Genomic DNA, 19273 nt, shown 5'->3' with positions numbered 1-19273 from the left:
TGGACACTCTTATCAATAAATTTGAAGGCAGCCGTCATGTGGTCAGAATATTCCCTGGATGTGGTCGATGCCGTGGCGCGCCATGGTAGCTTCAGCGCCGCCGCCCAGGAGCTGCACCGGGTGCCGTCGGCCGTCAGTTATACCGTGCGCCAGTTGGAGGAATGGCTGGCAGTGCCACTGTTTGTGCGACGCCACCGGGATGTGGAGCTGACGCCCGCCGGCCGCCTGTTTATCGACGAAGCCCGTGGCGTGATGAAGAAAATGCTTGGCACCCGACGCCTGTGCCAGCAAGTCGCCAATGGCTGGAGCGGTCAGTTGAAGGTCGCAGTGGATTCCATCGTCAAACCCCAGCGCTGCCGACAGTTGGTCTTGGACTTCTATCGACAATTTCCTGAGGTCGAGCTGTTGCTGGAGTACGAGGTGTACAACGGCGTGTGGGATGCCCTGGCAGATGAACGCACCGACATTGTGATCGGTGCCACCAGCGCGGTGCCGGTGGCCAGTCACTTCACCTTTCGCGACATGGGCTTGTTGAACTGGCTGTGCGTGGTCAGCGCGCGGCACCCTCTGGCCGGCGTCCATGGGCTGTTGAGCGACGATCAACTACGCCCTTACGCTTCCTTGTGCATGACCGACACCTCGCGCAACCTGCCCAAGCGTGACACTTGGACCCTGGATAACCAGCGACGGCTGGTGGTGCCAAATTGGGCTTCAGCCATCGACTGCCTGCGCGACGGCCTGTGCGTCGGCATGGCGCCAGCGCATCAGGTGTTGCCGTGGATCGAGCGCGGTGAATTGGTGGCACTGCAATTGAGCCGGCCGTTTCCGGCCAGCCCGTCGTGTGTGGCCTGGGCGCAGAACAAGCTGTCCCCGGCCATGGCGTGGTTGTTGGAATACCTGGGCGACACCGAAACGCTGAATCAGGAATGGCTCAACGGGCCTACGCCAGCAACCGAGTAATGGCCCGCACGATCATCTCGACCTCCTTGGTATCCAGGGTCAGCGGCGGCAGCAGGCGAATGATTTTGCCCCGCGTCACATTGATCAGCAGGCTGTGCTCCTGGGCGGCGCGCTGGGCCAGGTCCCGGTAAGGGCTGGCCAACTCGATACCGATCATCAGCCCCTGACCACGAATCGCCACAACCTGCGGATGCTCACTCAACGCCACGCGCAACCGCGCCAGCAAGCGTTCACCCTGTTGCGCGGCGTTCTGCAGCAAACCTTGTTCTTCGATGATGTCCAGCACCGTACAGCCAACCCGGCACGCCAACGGATTGCCGCCGAAGGTGCTGCCGTGACTGCCCGGCGTAAACAACTGCGCCACGGCAGACCGGGCCAGGCACGCGCCGATGGGTACACCATTGCCCAGGCCCTTGGCCAGGGTCATCACGTCCGGGACGATGCCTTCATGCTGGAAGGCGAACCAGGTGCCAGTGCGGCCGATACCGGTCTGGATTTCGTCCAGCATCATCAGCCAGCCATGACCTGTGCAGTGCTCGCGCAGGGCTTGCAGGTAACCCGGCGGCGCCGGCAATACGCCACTTTCACCCTGGATCGGCTCCAACAGCACCGCAGCGATGCGCGGGCCAGATGCCGTGGTAATCGCTTCCAGCGCCGCCAGATCGCCAAAGCGCACCTTGAGAAAATCCCCCGGTAAACGCTGAAAGCCCAGCCGCACCGAGGGACCATCGCTCGCGGCCATGGTGCCGAGGGTGCGGCCATGAAAGGCGTTTTCCATCACCACCACCAACGGCTCTTCGATGCCCTTTTTCCAACCATGCAGGCGCGCCAGCTTGAGCGCTGTCTCATTGGCTTCAGCACCGGAATTGTTGAAGAAGGCGCGGTCCAGGCCTGACAGCTGTGTGAGGCGCTGGGCCAGCCGTTGTTGCCAGTCGATGCTGTAGAGGTTGGAGGTGTGCAGCAAGAGCCCAGCCTGCTCGCTGATCGCCGTCACCAGCCGGGGGTGCGAATGGCCGACATTGGTCACTGCCACGCCAGCAACCGCGTCCAGGTATTCGCGGCCCTGCTGGTCCCAGAGTCGCGTGCCCAGGCCGCGCGTGAAGCTCAGGGCCAAGGGTTGATAAGTGGTCATCAGGCAGGCGGCGGTCATGGTGCGGTCTCCAGTGCATCGTAGTGATGGCTGCAGTATCGTTAGCCACCTGAGCTGGATAAACTGCACATTCCTGCAATGACTTTAAATCAAGGCTTGATAATGGACCTGTTCCAGGCAATGTCGGTGTACGTGAAAGTGGTCGAGACCGGCAGCATGACAGCGGCAGCCCAGGCCTGCGGCATGTCGACCACTATGGTTGGCAATCACCTGCGTGCCTTGGAGCAGCGACTCGGCGTCAGCCTGCTCAAACGCACCACGCGCAAACAGAGCCTCACGGAATTTGGCGGGCAGTATTACCAGCGTTGCCTGGAAGTACTGGGGCTGGTGGCCGATTCAGAGCAACTCGCCGAACAAGCTCACAGCGATGTTCCCAAAGGAAATCTGCGCATCACCGCGCCTCCCGTGTTCGGCACCGAACGCCTTACACCCGCCTTGAGTGAATTTTCCCGACGCTACCCGCTGATCAACCTGTACGTGGTATTGAGCAATGAGCGGATGGATCTGGTCGACAGTGGCTTTGACGTGGCGATCCGTCTCGGCGAGCTGGAAACCTCCAGCCTGATCGCCAGGCCAATGCAGGACTACACCCTCACCCTCTGCGCCTCACCTGAATACCTGGCACGACGGGGCACGCCGCAGACGCCCGATGACCTGCAACAGCACGACTGCCTGGCGTTCGCCTACCCAGCGAGCGACAACTGGCGCGACGCCGACAAACTGTGGCGCATGACCGGCGAGGGCGGCGAGGTGGAGGTACCGGTCTCCGGCTCATTGACCATCAACAGCTCGCAAGGCTTGCGCCAGGCGGCCGTCAACGGCATGGGCATCATCATGCTGGCCGATGCCCTGGTGCAACCGGACCTGGAAAGCGGCAAGCTCGTGGCCTTGCTCACCGCCTATCGATTGCCCAGCCGCCCCATGCACCTGCTCTACGGCCAGGACCGTTTTCGCCTGCCGAAGCTGCGCGCCTTCGTGGATTTCGCCATGGAGAAGTGGGCGCGCTAGAAGCCCACACCCAACGCTCTCAATTGCGCGGCAGTGCGCTCGGCAGACACATGGTGGATCCCCTGCCAGCCGAGGGCGATGGCCGCTTCGATATTGCCGGCCACATCATCGATAAATACCACTTCCGTCGGCTGGATATCCGGCAGGTGCGCCCGAACCTGGTTTAGGCTGGCGTTGTAGATGGCAGCGTCGGGCTTGATCAATTTCAGCTCGCCGGACACCACAATATTGCGAAAACGCTGGAGGAACGGGTAGTTGGCCCGCGCATAAGGGAATGTCTCAGCTGACCAGTTGGTGAGCCCGAACAGCGGCATATCGACCTGGTGCAGCGCCTCGAGAATCGCCACGCCTTCCGGTAGCGGACCCCGCAGCATTTCGTGCCAGCGGTCGTAATAGGCCTGGATCAAGTGCTCATGGTCTGGGTGCTGCTTGATCAGGCTGAGGGTACCGTCGACCAGGGAGCGACCGGCGTCCTGCTCGGTGTTCCAGGCCTGGGTGCAGATGTTGTCGAGAAACCATTGCCGCTTGTGATCGTCGGCAATCAGCTTGCGGTACAGGTGCTGCGGGTTCCAATCGAACAGGACACCGCCGAAATCAAAAACCACTGCACGAATCGTCATTAGATCCTCCGTTAGTACGCGTTGATAGCGCACGGAGTCTGGCATATCGGAGGGATCAGGCGCTGCTCAAAAATGTGTAGGTGGGTTCTGGGAGCAGCCTTTTTTGCAGGCCATGAAAAACGGCCCCGAAGGGCCGTTTTCTCAAACCGGATCGTTTATGCCTGGATCAGGCCGTTGATCTTCACGGTCGGGTTCACGTCAGCGTCATAGTCCACGCCGTCGATTTCAAAGCCGAACAGACGCAGGAATTCAGCCTTGTAGCCGGCGAAATCGCTGATCTCGTTGACGTTGTCGTCGGTGACCTGGTTCCACAGAGCTGCCACGGCGTCCTGGACCTTCGGCTCCAGCTCGGCCAGGTCGGCACGCAGGCGGCCATCGGCGTCGAGTTTCGGCTGGCTGCCGTACAGGCTGTCCTTGAACAAGCCGTAGACCTGCTCGATGCAACCTTCATGGGTGCCCTGCTCTTTCATCACTTTGAACAGCAGCGACAGGTACAGCGGCATGATCGGGATGGCCGAGCTGGCCTGGGTGACCACGGCCTTGAGCACCGACACACGGGCATCGCCCTTGAGTGCAGCGAGGTTGTCGCGCAGGGTCAGGACTTTCTTGTCGAGGTCTTTCTTGGCTTCGCCGATGGAGCCGTTCCAGTAGATGTCCTGGGTCAGCTTCTCACCAAGGTAGGTGAACGCAGTGGTCTTGGCGCCTTCGGCCAGCACGTCGGCGTCACGCAGGGCGTCGATCCACAGCTGCCAGTCTTCGCCGCCCATCACTTTGACGGTGCCGTCGATTTCTTCCTGGGTCGCAGGCTCCAGCGTGGTGTCGACCACAACGCCCTTGTCGGTGTTGATACCGCGCAGGGTCACGGCCTTGCCGATCGGCTTGAGGGTGGAGTTGTGCACCACGCCTTGTGGGTCGGTACGGCGTGGCGCGGCCAGGCTGTAGACCACCAGGTCGATCTTGCCCAGGTCTTTCTTGATGGTTTCGATGGTCAGGCGCTTGATCTCGTCGGAGAACGCGTCGCCGTTGATGCTCTTGGCGTACAGGCCTTTCTCGACAGCAAACTTCTCGAACGCGGCGCTGTTGTACCAGCCGGCGGAGCTCAGCTTGCCTTCTTCGCCTTCTTTCTCAAAAAACACGCCCAGGGTGTCGGCGCCGCAACCGAAGGCAGCACTGATACGCGCGGCCAGGCCGTAGCCGGTGGACGCACCGAGGACCAGCACCTTTTTCGGGCCGCCTTCGATGACGCCGTGTTGAGTCACGTAGTCGATCTGTTCTTTGACGTTCGCTTCACAGCCAACAGGGTGAGCGGTCACACAGATGAAGCCACGAACCCGCGGTTTGATGATCATAAAATTTCTGCCTCTTCCAAGGTGCCGAAGGCCAGTGGTGGCCATTCAACTTCAATCGTACCGGTCTATGACGTCCAAAAAACCGAAGCGTCACGATAGTCGCAAATCTTCTGTTTACAAAATCCAATCCACACACCGCTGATCCGGTTAAAAACTGTGTAGCGCCTTCACAATTTTGCAATATTTAAAACGCCTCTCCAGCTCCGAACGCCTTATCATGACGCAGTTGTTTCAATATGTTTCAACCTTTCCCACTCGCAGCCACGGATCCGGACCTGTCGAATGGCGTCCAGCTGGAGCTGAGTTTCATGAGCAAGTCTGCCTTACGCAAAAAAGCCGTGTCGGTCGCCTGGGTACTCGGCGTTCTGCTGATTATTTGCCTGATCCCCCTGACGACTGCGGTATTTCTTGGCCTGGTCGTGGTCTGCGGGATCTATGATTTCCTGCGAAACGGCCTGTATGACCGTGACACCCTCAAGAAATATTTCATCGGCAGTGGCCGCAACACTTGGTTGCTGGCGCCGTTCAACACCCTGTTCGACCTGTTCAGCTCGCCTAACCGCCATGTCTACACGATGGCCGACCTGCCACCGGCCTGGCGTGCAGACCTGCAACAGGTGCTCGATGACGCCATGGCCCACAAGGGCGAAATCATCGGTTATCTGGACGAACGCATGGCCGAGAAGAAGCGCGGCATGTTGTTTTTCCAGTGGTATGGCCAACCCATCGAGACCACGCTCGACATCCCGCAGCTGCGCAAAAAACTGCCGTTCGTGAAGACCATCGGTGTGTCGGTATTCAATGAAAACCGCTCCACCTCCTTTCACTTCGGCCCGCTACGCATGATGTTCCGCGTGCTCTACAACATGGCTCCGGCTCCCCATCACGAGGGCGTCTATATCCAGGTGGGCAAGCACAAGCATTACTGGCATGACGACCCGTTGTTTATTTTTGATGACACGCTGATGCACGCGTCTTTCAACAAAAATGATGCCAAGCGTTACTGCCTGTTTATCGATATCGTGCGGCCGACCCCGGTGCCACAGGTCCTCAACGCCGTGATCGCGGGGTTTGCCGGGATCGCCTTTACTCTACGTCGGGTTTTCTACAAAAACTGGAAGCTGATTCAGTGAGTTCTGCGGCATGATGGTGCTGGACGGTGTTTGCGCTCGGCCTTGCGCCTGAGGTAAATATCCGTCTCGTGCGACCGAATTCGGCGCCATCATTCTCAAGCCATCGCGGCCCCTCGCGGGTGCGGTGGCTGCGCTTTCAAGGAATCAGAATGCCCCAACGTCAAGTCATCAATGCCTCCGTCAGCCCCAAGGGCAGCCTCGAAACCCTGTCCCAGCGTGAAGTCCAGCAACTGAGCGAAGCCGGTACCGGCAGCATCTACACCCTGTTCCGCCAGTGCGCCCTGGCGATCCTCAACACCGGCGCGCACATCGACAACGCCAAGACCATCCTCGACGCCTATAAAGACTTTGAAGTACGCATCCACCAGCAAGACCGTGGCGTACGCCTGGAACTGCTGAACGCACCCGCCGATGCCTTCGTCGATGGCGAAATGATCGCCAGCACTCGTGAAATGCTGTTCAGCGCCCTGCGCGACATTGTCTACACCGAGAACGAACTGGACAGCCAGCGCATCGACCTGAGCAACTCCCAGGGCATCACCGACTACGTGTTTCACCTGCTGCGCAACGCCCGTACGCTGCGCCCCGGTGTCGAGCCGAAGATCGTGGTGTGCTGGGGCGGGCACTCCATCAACACCGAGGAATACAAATACACCAAGAAAGTCGGCCACGAACTGGGCCTGCGCAGCCTCGACGTGTGCACGGGCTGCGGCCCTGGCGTAATGAAAGGCCCGATGAAAGGCGCGACCATTTCCCACGCCAAGCAACGCATTACCGGCGGGCGCTACCTTGGCTTGACCGAGCCGGGCATCATCGCCGCCGAAGCGCCGAATCCGATCGTCAATGAACTGGTGATCCTGCCGGACATCGAAAAACGCCTGGAAGCCTTCGTGCGTGTAGGCCATGGCATCATCATCTTCCCAGGCGGCGCCGGCACGGCCGAAGAGTTCCTGTACCTGCTGGGCATCCTGATGCACCCGGACAACCGCGACCTGCCGTTCCCGGTCATCCTCACCGGGCCGAAACACGCTGCGCCGTACCTGCAACAACTGCACGCATTCGTCGGCGCCACCCTGGGCGAAGCGGCGCAGGCGCACTATCAAATCATCATCGACGACCCGGCCGAAGTGGCGCGTCAGATGACCGTAGGGCTCAAAGCGGTGAAACAGTTCCGTCGCGAGCGCAACGACGCCTTCCACTTCAACTGGCTGCTGAAGATCGATGAGGGCTTCCAGCGCCCGTTCGACCCTACTCACGAGAACATGGCCAGCCTGCAACTGAGCCACGCGCTGCCGCCCCACGAACTGGCCGCAAACCTGCGCCGCGCGTTCTCCGGCATTGTGGCCGGCAACGTCAAGGACAAGGGCATCCGCCTGATCGAGCAGAACGGTCCGTACGAGATTCACGGCGACCCGGCGATCATGAAGCCACTGGATGAGCTGCTGCAGGCGTTTGTCGCCCAGCACCGAATGAAGTTGCCGGGCGGTGCGGCGTACGTGCCGTGCTATCGCGTGGTTCAGTGAACTAGCGCTGCACCGCCACGCATTTGATCTCCACCAGCAAGCCGGGGTGCGCCAGTTCGGACACCCCGAGGGTGGTCCAGGCGCACTGCCCGCGTGGGAACAGGCGGTTTTTCACATCACGGAAAACCGCCATATGCTGGCTCATGTTGACGTGGTAGGTGGTCATGTCCACCACGTCGTCGAAGGTGCAGCCACCCTCCTCCAGGACCTGCCTCAGGTTCTCCCAGGCTGCAATGAATTGCGCCTCTGGGTCTTCAATCACCGCCAATTCGACCGTACGCCCGACCTGCCCGGCGCAGTACAACGTCTTGCCGACTTTGACGGCGGGCACGTAGCCGGCGCGCTCGACGATGGGCTGCATGGCGGCAGGGATGATGAGGTGGCGGTCGGTCATATGTTGTATCTCTTTGCGGGCGTTTTCGGGCGTGCCATCGGCATAACTCAGGCTATCTTTTTACCTGTTCCGATCAACTCACACCAGAAGAGCAACCTATGGACCAACGGATCTTGTCCTCCATAATTCCTTACCCTAAGTTAAGGAGCATCACGATGGAGATCTTCACTATGGCCACCGCCACGCTTACTTCAAAAGGGCAAATCACCATTCCCGTCCAGGTCAGAACCGCCCTGGGCCTGGAGACAGGCGATCGCGTTGAATTTGTCGAAATGGAAGACGGTAAATTTTCCATGATTGCCGCCAGCAAAACCGTACACGACCTCAAAGGCCTGATCCGAAAACCTGCCAAGGCCGTCTCCCTGGATGAGATGAGCCGTGCCATCGCGGCACAAGGGGCGAAAGCTGGATGATCGGGCTGGATACCAATGTGCTGGTGCGTTATGTCACTCAGGACGATCCCGTCCAATCGCCTAAGGCATCTGAATTGATTGAATCGCTCACCCCCTTTGCACCGGGCTTTGTCAGCCTGGTGTCCGTGGTGGAATTGGTATGGGTTCTACAAAGTTGTTATCAGTCTGCCAAGGGTGATGTGGTGACCGTTCTCGAAACGCTGCTACGCACCCGAGAATTGACCATCGAACACGCCGAGATCATCTGGAAGGCACTGCGACGATTCACCGCCAGCAAGGCCGATTTCGCGGATTGCCTGATCGAACGCTGTGGCCATGCTGCAGGCTGCGAATACACGGCCACTTTTGATCTGAACGCTGCCAAGACGGTAGGCATGCAACGTCTGGTCTGAGGCTTGCCGTTGCGACGTCCTTCAGGCTTTGGTAAAAATCGCGCTCAACCCCCATCAAGAGAACGACCAACGTGCGCATGCTCCTTCTCGCTACCTTGGCGATGGCCTCCGGCATGGCCATCGCCGACACCATCACCTGGCCCAACCTGCCAAAAACCTGCTTCGTCAGTGGTCGTTCCGCCACCAGCATGGACGTCGACGCGGGCTGCGCGGCGTTCCTGATCAATGTGAAAGGCCAGGCGGCGGGCACGCCGATCAAGCTGGATATTCCGCAGTACGCCTTGCACATCGACGAAACCACCGGCAAGGAAACCCCGGTGATCCTTATCCAGGCCGAAGAGAACGGCGAAATCAAAGCCGTGGGCTACAAGGAGCTGGGCACCGATCAACTCGGCGCCGCGCTGCTGCGTGAGGTTCGACTCCTGGGCACCACGAAGCCGATTTAGCAAAGGTTCAGCGAACCCAGCCACCGCCTTGCCAATGGTAACCGTCATTGCGCTGCACCCAATGCGGATGCACATAGCGGTATCCTTCGCGTACTGGCTCCCAATGGCCGTGCACCGCGACATAACGCCCGCCTTCCCAACGCCAGTAACCACGTGACCATACATAGCCGTAGCGTACCGGTGGCTCGACTTCAATCACCTGCACCGGCGGCGGTTGTGGCGCGATGACTTCTACATACTCGCGTTGTACCGGCCTGCGCTCATGCACGACACGCTCTTGCACACACCCGGATGCTGCGACGACCATGGCCGTCAATGCCGCATAACGTAACCACATACAAAACCCTCGGGCGCTGGCGCCCAACACTTGCACTGCCAAAAATCCCCCGTTGTGACAGCCGCGCTCCTGCTTGGCCCTGGGTTATTTTTAACAGGTGGTGTCTGTCAGCTTGCTGAACTGCACTCGCGCCCACAAAAAAGCCCGCTGACCGTCACCGGTTCAGCGGGCTTTTCAATGGGTGTTGCTTACAGCGCCAGGTCAGAGGCCGGCTTGCTCGGCTCAGCCGCAGGCTTGGCAGCCTCGGTAGCCTGAGGAGCAGTGGCTTGCGGAATCACAGGCGGAGTCGGCAGTTGCAGGATATTGGCGGTGTAGGCCCATTCCTTCGCAACTGCTTCAGGGCTGTCGTTCAGCTTGGTGCCGTAGCTCGGTACGATCTGGTGCAGCTTGGTCTGCCACTCAGGGGTCGCGACCTTGTCCTTGAACACTTTCTGCAGCACGGTCAGCATGATCGGAGCCGCGGTGGACGCGCCTGGCGATGCACCCAGCAGGCCTGCAATGGTGTTGTCGGCGGAGCTGACCACTTCGGTGCCGAGTTTCAGGACGCCGCCCTGCTCTTCGTCACGCTTGATGATCTGCACGCGCTGACCGGCTTGCCACAGGCGCCAGTCGGATTGCTTGGCGTTCGGGAAGTACTCTTGCAGCGCCTTGAAGCGGTCGTCATCCGACAGCATCAGTTGGCCAGCGAGGTACTCGACCAGTGGGTATTCACGAATACCGACTTTGGTCATAGGCCAGATGTTGTGAGTGGTGGTGCTGGTCAGCAGGTCCAGGTACGAGCCTTCTTTCAGGAACTTGGTCGAGAAGGTCGCGAATGGGCCAAACAGGATAACGCGCTTGCCATCCAGCACACGGGTGTCCAAGTGCGGAACCGACATCGGCGGTGCGCCCACCGACGCTTTACCGTAGGCCTTGGCCAGGTGCTGCTCGGCCACGGTTGGGTTATCGGTTACCAGGAACGAGCCGCCTACCGGGAAGCCAGCGTATTCCTTGGCTTCAGGAATGCCCGACTTTTGCAGCAGGTGCAGTGCACCACCGCCCGCGCCGATGAACACGAACTTGGCGTCGGTTTCGGTCTTGGTGCCGTCTTTCAGGTTTTTGTAGCTCACACGCCACGAACCGTCGGCGTTCTTGGTGATGTCCTGCACTTCGCTCGACAGCTTCAGGTCGAACTTCGGCGTGGTCTGCAGGTGAGCGACGAACTGGCGGGTGATCTCGCCGAAGTTCATGTCGGTACCCAGCGGGCTCCAGGTGGCCGCGATTTTCTGGTTCGGGTCACGCCCTTCCATCATCAGCGGAACCCACTTGGCGATCTGCGCCGGGTCTTCGGAGTACTGCATGCCAGCGAACAGCGGGCTCGCCTTCAGGGCTTCGTAGCGCTTTTTCAGGAACTTGATGTTGTCATCGCCCCACACAAAGCTCATGTGCGGCGTGGTGTTGATGAACGAACGCGGGTTTTTCAGCACGCCCTGCTGGACCTGCCAGGCCCAGAACTGACGGGAGATCTGGAACGCTTCGTTGATCTCGACCGCTTTCGGGATCTCAACGTTGCCGTTCTTGTCTTCCGGGGTGTAGTTCAGCTCGGCCAGGGCCGAGTGACCGGTACCGGCGTTGTTCCAGCCGTTGGAGCTTTCTTCGGCCACGCCATCAAGGCGCTCGACCATCTCCATCGACCAGCCCGGCTCCAGCTCATTGAGCCAGACACCCAGGGTTGCACTCATGATGCCGCCGCCAATCAGCAGCACATCGACTTTCTTTGCCTCTTCCGCATGAACGGAGCTGATCCCCAGCGACAAAGCCAGCCCCAGCAGGGCAGTGTTTACTTTTTTAAACATCAGTAGCACCTATGATAAAACGCCATCCGCCCTGCCGCCCCTGATCATGGGCAACCCTCCATCACGCTGCGCCAGGCAACGCATCGCGGGGTTTGCACATTCACGAGAGAACCGCAGGGTGGGCACACAAGGCCGACGTATCGACCTCACTGTTTATGTCCCTTCTGCGCTGACTTCTTATCATTATTGGCTTCAGCTACCTGGGCGACAGCCAATCGCTGGGACGTATACGGATGTACGCACCAGAAAGAGACTAGACCAAGACGGCGCGCAGAATATCACGGCAAACAGCGTTTATGCGCCGTTTGGCCAATTGACAGCTCTAAATCGCGGGTTTTAATGCGTCAATGTCAAGCGGGGCAGGCGCGACGTGGGGTCACAGGCCAGGAACTCTCACGCAAAAGGCTGTTCTAGACACCTTTGTCGCTGCTTGCGTAGCATCAGCGGCTCTCCTTCGTGCTCTCCATCCAAACCTAGAGTTACCCATGACTATCCAGCAAACACCCGGGCACGTGCTGCCCGCGCGCAGCGCCGCCAAAATGGAAGCGGCCATGGCCGTGGGCGCCTTCGCGATCGGTACTGGCGAATTTGCCATCATGGGGCTGATGCCCGACATCGCCCAAAACCTGGGCTTGAGCGAACCTCAGGTCGGCCATGCCATCAGCGCCTATGCCCTGGGCGTAATGGTCGGTGCCCCACTGCTGGCCATCCTCGGCGCCAAGTTGCTGCGCAAACATATGCTGCTGTTACTGATGGGCCTGTATGCGCTGGGCAACCTGGCCACCGCCTTCACCCCGACCTTCGGCTCGCTGGTGGCCTTCCGCTTTATCAGCGGCCTGCCCCACGGCGCCTACTTCGGCATCGCCGCCGTGGTCGCCTCGAGCATGGTGCCCAACGACAAACGCGCCGGCGCCGTGGCCCGCGTGATGATGGGCCTGACCCTGGCCATGCTGCTCGGCAACCCCATCGCCACCTTCCTCGGCCAACACCTGGGCTGGCGCTCGGCGTTTGCACTGGTCAGCGTGATTGCCCTGTGCACCATTGCCCTGGTCTGGCAGTTCGTACCAGATCGCCACGACGAACCGCGCAGCGACCCGCGCAAGGAATTGCGTGCGTTCACCAAACCGCAGGTGTGGATGGCGCTGTCCATCGGCGCCATTGGCTTTGCCGGGATGTTCTGCGTGTTCAGCTATTTGGCGCCGACCATGCTGGAAGTGACCAAAGTGTCGCCGCAGTGGATTCCGTTTGGTCTGGCCGCGTTCGGTGTCGGCGGAATCATCGGCAACATTGCGGGCGGTAAACTGTTTGACCGCCTGCAATTTCGGGCGGTGGGCTGGATTATGGTGTGGTCAATGGCCGTGCTGATCTTCTTCACCTTCGCTGCCAGCTCACTGTGGAGCGTGCTGCTGGGCATTGGCCTGGTCGGCACCATGATTGCCATGGCGGCGCCGTTGCAAATCCGATTGATGGATATTGCCCATGAAGCGCCGAGTTTAGCGGCGGCTTCCAACCATGCGGCGTTTAACCTGGCAAATGCGCTGGGGCCGTGGTTGGGTGGGATGGCGATTACGGCGGGGTATGGGTGGACCAGCACCGGCTACATCGGCGCCGCTACCGCGTTGGTCGGCCTGGGCATCTACCTGATCGCCCGGCGCATGAAGGGCGGCCACTAGCTTTTCTGTAGGAGCGAGCTTGCTCGCGAAAATCGCCAACGATAATGCGGGCATCCTGATTTAACACTGTGCCCTCAGGTTTTTCGCGAGCAAGCTCGCTCCTACACATCATCACTGCGCCGGGCTGCCCGGCGCGATATCAATCGTCGTGCAACAACCCCGAACCGTACTCCCCATAACTACTGCCCAGTCCACTGCCGCCAAAATTCATCTTGGCGGTTTTGCTGGGGCTATGGTCACCAAACGCCTGGCATCCGCCTGAAAAACACGGGTCGCTGCTCACGCCGGAAGAACCCGACGAACAGGCACTCAACAGCAACGTGCCAGCAATCATCACGACTTTGACGAGGTTCGAGATCATGTTTTCGGTTTCCTGTGGACGGGAGGCGTGGGTGTCCTCTCTTGGAGAGGATCGTAGACCGCAAAGGCGCAGGGAATGATGAAACTTTGCGGCGTGACAGGGCTGGTTCAGGTTGCCGCCTTGGGGCAAGGCGGCGGGGTTGGGTGTCAGGGGGTGGCCTTACAGGCGGCAGGTGCGACGTGCTCCTGGACTCGGTCGATGAGTAGAGCGCTCAGCTCGATGAGTTGTTGGATGCCCAAGACGATGGCGCGGTGCGGGTCATCGAGGTCGAAGGCCAGATTGGCGGCCATTTGGTTGGCGGACGCGAGGTTTTCGGCGGCGTTGGCCAGGAGGGTTTCGGTGTCGATGTTGGGGCTGACCAGGAACAAGTTGCCGGTTGGGTGTTCGGCGGGCGCACTGTTTTGATCGATATAAGGATTGTGTGATTTGTTAGGCATGGGCGAAGCTCCAAATATTTCTGGGAGTTAAAAACGCCTTAGCAATACGGACTTCCACCTCCGGCCGCCGGGTTTACAGCGGCTTGCGGAGGTTAGCGATGGGTTGTCTGAGGGGCAAGCCGAAAGAAGAGTAGGAAGTTTTTCCTGAATGCCCTCAGACCAAATCGATAAAACCACGATGCTCTGAATTGAGGTTAATAGCTCTGGATACACCTCGCGACGACCTGCTGATTCAAGCCAACGATCCACAGTGTAAGATGCCCAAAACCATCCACCATCGAGGTCGCCATGACTGGAATCTCCCTAAACCTGCCGGAAGACCTGTCCAACTCTCTTGCCGACTTGGCCAAAAGCAACGGCCAGACTGCGACCTACCTGGCGATGGACGTTCTTCGCGACTACATCGAGCATGAAAAAACCCTGACCGCTCAGATCGAGTTGGCAGTGAAAGAAGCCGACCAAGGCAAATTCGCCACCGACGAACAAGTGGCAGCCATGCGCGCTAGGCGCTGGAGTCGGAATGCGGGTTGAGTGGCTTGAAAAAGCGCTCAAAAATCTGGAAGACGAAGCGAACTATATCGCTCTCGAAAATCCAACGGCCGCTGACGACTTCTCCGATGCCATTTTCGCCGGCGTCGACAAACTGGCTCAATTTCCCTCCATGGGTCGTGAAGGCCGGGTCAAAAACACCCGAGAATGGGCAGTACCCAATTGGTCATATCTGATTCCGTATCGGATACGCGGTGATCGTCTGCAAATCCTCGGCGTATTCCATACACGGCAGCGTCCCCGTTCGAAGTGGTGAATACATGAAACAGAGCTCTCGGACAGCCAAGATGCATCCCTGATAAACTGCGTGCCATTCACCTCGTTGACTCAGATCTCCAATGTCCCTACAAACCGCTCCCCTCTCCCGCCGCTTCTCCGTCGCCCCGATGATGGATTGGATGCATTAGTCGGCGCGCCCACTGCCCTGCTTGCTGATCGTCATTCTTTTGTCCTTCCTGTAGCAAAGATTTAGCAACCGTAGTTTGGCGTCCTTCAGCCGTGCGCCGCTCGCTAGAACTCATCTCTATGCGGGGTGGTGTCTGCCCAGCATTCAGTAGGAGTATCAGGGGTTCTACAAACCATGGATACCAACGCAGGCCCATTCTTTATTCAAAATAGCTTCACAGGATCTGGAATAACTTTACCGACATCAAGTCCGTACGGCCCAGGGCAAGTGCACATTGTTTTTGTCAACCATTGTCCTGCTAACTGACACTGACTAAATACTGCCTGACAAATACTCCCTATTTCGCGCCTGGCCGAATAACCTCTAAACACATAGCCAATAGGGAGCTTCTGTGATGGGCAGCTACAAGCGGCTCCTACTGGGCCAGGGGGTAAAGCACATGGATCCTCATCCTTAACCAGACAGACATTCGCCATTGGTGCCAATTTATCTAGATGTAATTTTGCAACCTCATCAATAGTTTCTTTTGACAGAGGGTAATCCGAACTTACGCTGCCTCTCCGGATCAAAATTTCAGCCAGATTCCCTGCCTCAACTGATTTTAACTTCGCGACAGCAACCAGGTTTTTTTCATTAGCATTCAAATCCCGAGTCAAAGATGTAGGTGCACGCCACCCCTGGGGATTTGCTCTTCCCCTTTGACTCTCTTCAAATATCTCCTTATCGTGCTTCATATCTAAATCTATTTGCTCTTGAATTCGCTTTATCTCCGCACGGGTTAACCCACCAACCTCCAAACTATGCGAACCTATTACCGCAGGCTTTCCACCATAATACATGGTAACAAGTGTAGCTCCGACTGTTAAACCAAAGCCTTTTACCAAAGCCACAACCAGCAAGGCCTCCCCCTTAAACTCCTTAGTTAAATCATCTATCGCAAGAATATCTTTAGTTGTACTAGCTGCGCTTGGCGCTGGATTAGGTTTTTTTTCGTCTGCTGAACCGCCTTCCTCCCATCCACCTGAAGATTTACCACCTCCAACCGGAGGCTTAGGTTTAGGAATATAAGTGCCTCCCCTTGTGCAGCTTTCCTCTGCACAAAGCATTGTGTAAGGCGTTGCGAGAGCCTGCTCCAACAATGTAAAACCAATCAATAAATAAAGTGCTATGAAACTTCGCATATCATAACCTCTGCATCATCGATGTAGCTGAATACCTAGCCTCACATAATTGCTAACCAATTATTTGGATAGACAACTGAGGTCACGGTCCTTTTTTGCAGCCTAAAGCTGACAGCCCACCTATGCAAAAAGCTTTGGATCACGGAACAGCTCACACAAATGGACACGTACGGCTTCAGGTTTCCCCCAGATCTCATTAAGTACGAAGGCTTTATTGAATACCCTTATGCCGAGTCCCTCTGAGGTTTTTTCACCGATATTTTCGGGAGCGATTATTACAGCTAACGCCATTCCAGTGATATAGCTTGAAGGGAGATTCCAATTATCCTCACCGATTTGTAAACACGTGCCGATATTGAAAGACAAGAGAGGATCCAACTCCCCCTCATGTGCGATAGGAGTCCTACCGAATTTGTACAGAGCATTCTCAAAAGTAGTACCGCCAAAATTACAACCTTTGAAAATATTTCCTGTTCCAACAGCAGAAATAAGAACCTCCTCATCTTTCAAGAAACTTTTTATTCTACTACCTACTCCATCTTTAGATCGTCGCTTTTTTGCAGTCTTGTCAATCGCAGGAAATAATTGAACCAATGCACCTTCGAAGTCATCGACTTGAAGACGCTCAACACACTGCTGAGGCCGTCGACTTACACCTGTTGGAGAACTCATTAAGAACCTCGCTTATCAGGAACAATGGCACACAACCACATTCGCGTATTGCTTATACAATCTCTCTCTGTGGTAGCTTTAGCACCTCGCCACATTACCGACGGGGAAAAATTGGCAACGTGGGTACGGAGTGCATTTACTAGCGGCCTCAAGCGCTACACAGGCGCTACGACATATCAGCCAGCTGTTCGGACCGTTCCAATAAAAACTACTAGCCATGTAGAAACCCTTTCATTGTTTGTAGCCTTAACCCGATGGTGGCGGCTGCGTGCCATCACTTCGAGACTAGCAACAATTTCGCCTTTCGACTGCCCATGGACGAAAACAACTTCCAGATTACTTACAACTGATTGTCCACAATTGATCCAGCCGCGTGGTGAAACCCTGACTCATCATCCCCCGCCGCATCTCCCAGTTTGGGTTGACGGGCACGCTAGCACTTCGGAGCGTGCCCCTGCCCCATCGAACGTTAATCTCATCCAACACCGCCATCAACCTTGTGGCATCAGCAGGTTGGGAGGTGGCAAACAGATCGTAGGTGTACTCCCCTGGCTGACAGAGATTCATCAATAGCACCTCCGCCTTGCTGTACTTGAAGCCTGGTCGGAAAACCCGGTCGAGAGCGCCGACAGCGGCCTTAGTCAGCAACCGCACATCGTCGGTGGGGTAAGGCATGTCAATCAACAGACCGTTGGCATACTTCGCCTCCTCCGGATTGAACATCCCGGTGCGGATGCAAACGCGGACCTTCTTGCACAATGAGCCCTGGGCTCGAAGCTTCTCAGAGGCACGCATCATGTAGGTGGCCACCGCCTCCTTGATGGGCGCCAACTCCGTCAACCTCATGCCGAACATACGGCTGCAGCAGATCTCCTGCTTTGGCGGATCCGGCTCATCCAGCTCCAAGCAAGGCGTGCCGCCCAACTCCCTGGCCGTCTTCTCGATCACAACGCTGAACTTCTTACGGAGCGTCCACGGATCGGCCTTAGCCAGGTCCATAGCCGACTTAATACCCATGGCATCAAGATGGAGTTTCATCTTGCGACCGACGCCCCAGACCTCCGCCACGTCCGTATTGCGCAGCACCCAGTCACGCTTAACCGGATCGGTGATGTTGACCACCCCTCCGGTTTGGGACTGCAGGCGTTTCGCGGTGTGGTTTGCCAGCTTCGCCAGGGTCTTTGTGTGAGCGATACCAACGCCAACAGGGATACCAGTGCAGCGAAGCACCTGGGCACGGATCTGCTGGCCTAAGGCATCCAACCCACTGATACCAGTCAGGTCGGCGAACGCCTCGTCGATGCTGTACACCTCAACCGCCGGCACCATCGCCTCGATCAGGCTCATCACGCGCTCGCTCATGTCGCCGTACAACGCATAGTTGGAGGAGAACGGCACAATGCCGTGCTGCTTAAGCTTGTGCTTGATCTGGAAATACGGCTCGCCCATTTTGATGAAGGGTTTGGCGTCGTAGCTCCGTGCGATGACACAGCCGTCGTTATTGCTCAGCACCACGATGGGCACCTTCGCCAGGTCGGGCCGGAATACCCGCTCGCAACTAGCATAGAAGCTGTTGCAGTCGATCAGTGCGAAGGTTGGCTGCTTAGACATGGCTGCGCACTGTGCTGGTGATCACGCCCCAGATCGACAGTTCGTCGCCTTCGAGAACGTAGCGTGCCGGGAACTTGGGGTTTTCGGAAAGCAGGACTACTTCCCGGCCGCGCTTGCATAGGCGCTTGCACACAGGCTCGTTGTTCAGCAGCGCCACGACCACATGCCCATGGATCGGCTCAATGGCACGATCCACCACGGCCAGGTCACCATCGAAGATTCCGACGCCTTGCATGCTCTCACCGGTGATTGCTACCAGGTACACGTGGGGCGCACGGATATTCAGGACCTCATCCAATGAGATGTGCTGCTCGATGTGGTCCGCTGCCGGCGAAGGAAAACCGGCCGGGACCCGGAACGAGCACAACGGCAGCTCAGCGCCGACCTCAGCGATGGGACCTAGGATGGTAAAGCTCATGATGGGGCCTTTTACAAATACTGTACGAATGTACAGTTAACTTTGTAGGGCGCTTGCGGTCAATTTTTCCGTAGGGAATTTCGACAGGCGGAGCGTTGCCCATCTATCACAACGCGTCACGCCTTCTTCAGGCTCAAGCCCAACCAACAAACGGCCTCATTCTGTATCCGGTTCAGATACAATCCCGGCCTGCCGTTGTGGAACGAAACACCACAAAGCTTTTTGGCAGCGATAAGCACAACTTTCTCCGGGGCACGCACGTTTTACATGGATAAGTCAAAAACGGAACACCATCTAACGCATCCCAAGTACAGGGCAGACATTGATGGCCTTAGAGCCATTGCGGTCCTGGCCGTGGTAGCTTTCCATGCATTCCCATCGAGCCTTAGGGAAACTCTGAAAAAG

At 57.7% G+C, this 19273-nt stretch carries 22 protein-coding genes; 10 read left to right on the top strand and 12 right to left on the bottom strand.

What is annotated here, in order from left to right; translation table 11 throughout:
- Positions 1–36: 36 nt before the first annotated feature.
- On the top strand, positions 37–960 hold the full coding sequence (punR, locus tag HX793_RS14785; RefSeq protein WP_016975306.1) for a DNA-binding transcriptional activator PunR: 924 nt from the start codon (positions 37–39) through the stop codon (positions 958–960).
- Here punR and HX793_RS14780 read toward each other — a convergent pair.
- Positions 941–2110 carry an aspartate aminotransferase family protein gene (locus tag HX793_RS14780; protein ID WP_177097253.1) on the bottom strand — a complete coding sequence of 390 codons (1170 nt, stop codon included), beginning with the start codon at positions 2108–2110 and terminating at the stop codon, positions 941–943. The genes punR and HX793_RS14780 overlap by 20 nt on opposite strands.
- Positions 2111–2212: 102 nt before the next feature.
- On the opposite strand from HX793_RS14780, the gene HX793_RS14775 reads away from it, so the two are divergent.
- Complete coding sequence (locus tag HX793_RS14775) at positions 2213–3118, top strand: LysR family transcriptional regulator (RefSeq protein ID WP_177058499.1); 906 nt, start codon at positions 2213–2215, stop codon at positions 3116–3118.
- Here HX793_RS14775 and HX793_RS14770 read toward each other — a convergent pair.
- Positions 3115–3738 (bottom strand): HAD family hydrolase, encoded by a 624-nt coding sequence (locus HX793_RS14770; protein ID WP_177058498.1) that lies wholly within the window; start codon positions 3736–3738, stop codon positions 3115–3117. The genes HX793_RS14775 and HX793_RS14770 overlap by 4 nt on opposite strands.
- Before the next feature lie 155 nt (positions 3739–3893).
- On the bottom strand, positions 3894–5087 hold the full coding sequence (fabV, locus tag HX793_RS14765) for an enoyl-ACP reductase FabV (RefSeq protein WP_016975302.1): 1194 nt from the start codon (positions 5085–5087) through the stop codon (positions 3894–3896).
- 308 nt (positions 5088–5395) lie between these two features.
- On the opposite strand from fabV, the gene HX793_RS14760 reads away from it, so the two are divergent.
- Both HX793_RS14760 and ppnN read left to right on the top strand, forming a co-directional pair.
- Entirely contained in the window at positions 5396–6220 is an 825-nt protein-coding gene (locus tag HX793_RS14760) for an aspartyl/asparaginyl beta-hydroxylase domain-containing protein (RefSeq protein WP_016975301.1), read from the top strand.
- Positions 6221–6369: 149 nt separating this feature from the next.
- Entirely contained in the window at positions 6370–7743 is a 1374-nt protein-coding gene (ppnN, locus tag HX793_RS14755) for a nucleotide 5'-monophosphate nucleosidase PpnN (RefSeq protein ID WP_010212000.1), read from the top strand.
- A gap of 1 nt (position 7744) precedes the next feature.
- Here ppnN and HX793_RS14750 read toward each other — a convergent pair whose 3' ends face one another.
- On the bottom strand, positions 7745–8137 hold the full coding sequence (locus HX793_RS14750) for a RidA family protein (RefSeq protein ID WP_177058496.1): 393 nt from the start codon (positions 8135–8137) through the stop codon (positions 7745–7747).
- 155 nt (positions 8138–8292) lie between these two features.
- Between HX793_RS14750 and HX793_RS14745 the strand changes: the two genes are divergently transcribed.
- The 3 genes from HX793_RS14745 (at position 8293) to HX793_RS14735 (ending at position 9388) form a co-directional block, all read left to right on the top strand.
- Positions 8293–8550: an AbrB/MazE/SpoVT family DNA-binding domain-containing protein gene (locus HX793_RS14745; protein WP_177051205.1), complete on the top strand. Its 258-nt coding sequence runs from the start codon at positions 8293–8295 to the stop codon at positions 8548–8550.
- On the top strand, positions 8547–8942 hold the full coding sequence (locus tag HX793_RS14740) for a type II toxin-antitoxin system VapC family toxin (RefSeq protein ID WP_016975298.1): 396 nt from the start codon (positions 8547–8549) through the stop codon (positions 8940–8942). The genes HX793_RS14745 and HX793_RS14740 overlap by 4 nt, the downstream gene beginning before the upstream one ends.
- A 77-nt stretch (positions 8943–9019) precedes the next feature.
- Positions 9020–9388 carry a hypothetical protein gene (locus tag HX793_RS14735; protein WP_256349013.1) on the top strand — a complete coding sequence of 123 codons (369 nt, stop codon included), beginning with the start codon at positions 9020–9022 and terminating at the stop codon, positions 9386–9388.
- Between the two features lie 7 nt (positions 9389–9395).
- Here HX793_RS14735 and HX793_RS14730 read toward each other — a convergent pair whose 3' ends face one another.
- Both HX793_RS14730 and mqo read right to left on the bottom strand, forming a co-directional pair.
- Positions 9396–9725, bottom strand: a complete 330-nt coding sequence (locus HX793_RS14730) for a YXWGXW repeat-containing protein (protein ID WP_177003491.1) — start codon at positions 9723–9725, stop codon at positions 9396–9398.
- 188 nt (positions 9726–9913) lie between these two features.
- Positions 9914–11560: a malate dehydrogenase (quinone) gene (gene mqo / locus HX793_RS14725; protein ID WP_016975295.1), complete on the bottom strand. Its 1647-nt coding sequence runs from the start codon at positions 11558–11560 to the stop codon at positions 9914–9916.
- A gap of 485 nt (positions 11561–12045) precedes the next feature.
- Here mqo and HX793_RS14720 point away from each other — a divergent pair, with 485 nt between their 5' ends.
- Positions 12046–13233 (top strand): MFS transporter, encoded by a 1188-nt coding sequence (locus HX793_RS14720; RefSeq protein ID WP_177003484.1) that lies wholly within the window; start codon positions 12046–12048, stop codon positions 13231–13233.
- 139 nt (positions 13234–13372) lie between these two features.
- Here the strand turns inward: HX793_RS14720 and HX793_RS14715 are convergent, their stop codons facing one another.
- Positions 13373–13594, bottom strand: a complete 222-nt coding sequence (locus tag HX793_RS14715) for a hypothetical protein (RefSeq protein WP_016975293.1) — start codon at positions 13592–13594, stop codon at positions 13373–13375.
- A gap of 146 nt (positions 13595–13740) precedes the next feature.
- A complete protein-coding gene (locus tag HX793_RS14710; RefSeq protein WP_177051201.1) occupies positions 13741–14031 on the bottom strand; it encodes a DUF6124 family protein in 291 nt (96 codons plus the stop codon).
- 288 nt (positions 14032–14319) lie between these two features.
- On the opposite strand from HX793_RS14710, the gene HX793_RS14705 reads away from it, so the two are divergent.
- Together HX793_RS14705 and HX793_RS14700 are read left to right on the top strand one after the other, a co-directional pair.
- Positions 14320–14562, top strand: coding sequence for a CopG family ribbon-helix-helix protein (locus tag HX793_RS14705; protein WP_177051199.1), 243 nt, complete (start codon positions 14320–14322; stop codon positions 14560–14562).
- Positions 14552–14836: a type II toxin-antitoxin system RelE/ParE family toxin gene (locus tag HX793_RS14700; protein ID WP_177051197.1), complete on the top strand. Its 285-nt coding sequence runs from the start codon at positions 14552–14554 to the stop codon at positions 14834–14836. The genes HX793_RS14705 and HX793_RS14700 overlap by 11 nt, the downstream gene beginning before the upstream one ends.
- A 353-nt stretch (positions 14837–15189) precedes the next feature.
- Here the strand turns inward: HX793_RS14700 and HX793_RS14695 are convergent, their stop codons facing one another.
- From HX793_RS14695 to HX793_RS14680, 4 genes are all read right to left on the bottom strand, one after another.
- Entirely contained in the window at positions 15190–16167 is a 978-nt protein-coding gene (locus tag HX793_RS14695; protein ID WP_178905519.1) for a hypothetical protein, read from the bottom strand.
- A gap of 120 nt (positions 16168–16287) precedes the next feature.
- The gene (locus HX793_RS14690) at positions 16288–16839 is read right to left on the bottom strand and encodes an Rv1289 family protein (protein WP_218646201.1); all 552 of its coding nucleotides are present in this window, start codon (positions 16837–16839) and stop codon (positions 16288–16290) included.
- 336 nt (positions 16840–17175) lie between these two features.
- Entirely contained in the window at positions 17176–18450 is a 1275-nt protein-coding gene (gene umuC, locus HX793_RS14685) for a translesion error-prone DNA polymerase V subunit UmuC (RefSeq protein WP_178905518.1), read from the bottom strand.
- Positions 18443–18868 (bottom strand): LexA family protein, encoded by a 426-nt coding sequence (locus HX793_RS14680; protein WP_178905517.1) that lies wholly within the window; start codon positions 18866–18868, stop codon positions 18443–18445. The genes umuC and HX793_RS14680 overlap by 8 nt, the downstream gene beginning before the upstream one ends.
- Positions 18869–19273 lie beyond the last annotated feature (405 nt).

Source organism: Pseudomonas reactans (genome assembly GCF_013387025.1).
Classification (GTDB): Bacteria; Pseudomonadota; Gammaproteobacteria; order Pseudomonadales; family Pseudomonadaceae; genus Aquipseudomonas; species Aquipseudomonas reactans.
The sequence above is the reverse complement of the archived record's forward strand: the minus strand, read 5'-3'. Positions and strand labels throughout refer to the sequence as shown.

What these genes read in the sequence shown, in the direction of transcription:
- punR (WP_016975306.1), top strand. Translation starts at nt 37, where the DNA reads ATGTGGTCAGAATATTCCCTGGATGTGGTCGATGCCGTGGCGCGCCAT.
- HX793_RS14780 (WP_177097253.1), bottom strand. Translation starts at nt 2,110, where the DNA reads ATGACCGCCGCCTGCCTGATGACCACTTATCAACCCTTGGCCCTGAGC.
- HX793_RS14775 (WP_177058499.1), top strand. Translation starts at nt 2,213, where the DNA reads ATGGACCTGTTCCAGGCAATGTCGGTGTACGTGAAAGTGGTCGAGACC.
- HX793_RS14770 (WP_177058498.1), bottom strand. Translation starts at nt 3,738, where the DNA reads ATGACGATTCGTGCAGTGGTTTTTGATTTCGGCGGTGTCCTGTTCGAT.
- fabV (WP_016975302.1), bottom strand. Translation starts at nt 5,087, where the DNA reads ATGATCATCAAACCGCGGGTTCGTGGCTTCATCTGTGTGACCGCTCAC.
- HX793_RS14760 (WP_016975301.1), top strand. Translation starts at nt 5,396, where the DNA reads ATGAGCAAGTCTGCCTTACGCAAAAAAGCCGTGTCGGTCGCCTGGGTA.
- ppnN (WP_010212000.1), top strand. Translation starts at nt 6,370, where the DNA reads ATGCCCCAACGTCAAGTCATCAATGCCTCCGTCAGCCCCAAGGGCAGC.
- HX793_RS14750 (WP_177058496.1), bottom strand. Translation starts at nt 8,137, where the DNA reads ATGACCGACCGCCACCTCATCATCCCTGCCGCCATGCAGCCCATCGTC.
- HX793_RS14745 (WP_177051205.1), top strand. Translation starts at nt 8,293, where the DNA reads ATGGAGATCTTCACTATGGCCACCGCCACGCTTACTTCAAAAGGGCAA.
- HX793_RS14740 (WP_016975298.1), top strand. Translation starts at nt 8,547, where the DNA reads ATGATCGGGCTGGATACCAATGTGCTGGTGCGTTATGTCACTCAGGAC.
- HX793_RS14735 (WP_256349013.1), top strand. Translation starts at nt 9,020, where the DNA reads ATGCTCCTTCTCGCTACCTTGGCGATGGCCTCCGGCATGGCCATCGCC.
- HX793_RS14730 (WP_177003491.1), bottom strand. Translation starts at nt 9,725, where the DNA reads ATGTGGTTACGTTATGCGGCATTGACGGCCATGGTCGTCGCAGCATCC.
- mqo (WP_016975295.1), bottom strand. Translation starts at nt 11,560, where the DNA reads ATGTTTAAAAAAGTAAACACTGCCCTGCTGGGGCTGGCTTTGTCGCTG.
- HX793_RS14720 (WP_177003484.1), top strand. Translation starts at nt 12,046, where the DNA reads ATGACTATCCAGCAAACACCCGGGCACGTGCTGCCCGCGCGCAGCGCC.
- HX793_RS14715 (WP_016975293.1), bottom strand. Translation starts at nt 13,594, where the DNA reads ATGATCTCGAACCTCGTCAAAGTCGTGATGATTGCTGGCACGTTGCTG.
- HX793_RS14710 (WP_177051201.1), bottom strand. Translation starts at nt 14,031, where the DNA reads ATGCCTAACAAATCACACAATCCTTATATCGATCAAAACAGTGCGCCC.
- HX793_RS14705 (WP_177051199.1), top strand. Translation starts at nt 14,320, where the DNA reads ATGACTGGAATCTCCCTAAACCTGCCGGAAGACCTGTCCAACTCTCTT.
- HX793_RS14700 (WP_177051197.1), top strand. Translation starts at nt 14,552, where the DNA reads ATGCGGGTTGAGTGGCTTGAAAAAGCGCTCAAAAATCTGGAAGACGAA.
- HX793_RS14695 (WP_178905519.1), bottom strand. Translation starts at nt 16,167, where the DNA reads ATGCGAAGTTTCATAGCACTTTATTTATTGATTGGTTTTACATTGTTG.
- HX793_RS14690 (WP_218646201.1), bottom strand. Translation starts at nt 16,839, where the DNA reads ATGAGTTCTCCAACAGGTGTAAGTCGACGGCCTCAGCAGTGTGTTGAG.
- umuC (WP_178905518.1), bottom strand. Translation starts at nt 18,450, where the DNA reads ATGTCTAAGCAGCCAACCTTCGCACTGATCGACTGCAACAGCTTCTAT.
- HX793_RS14680 (WP_178905517.1), bottom strand. Translation starts at nt 18,868, where the DNA reads ATGAGCTTTACCATCCTAGGTCCCATCGCTGAGGTCGGCGCTGAGCTG.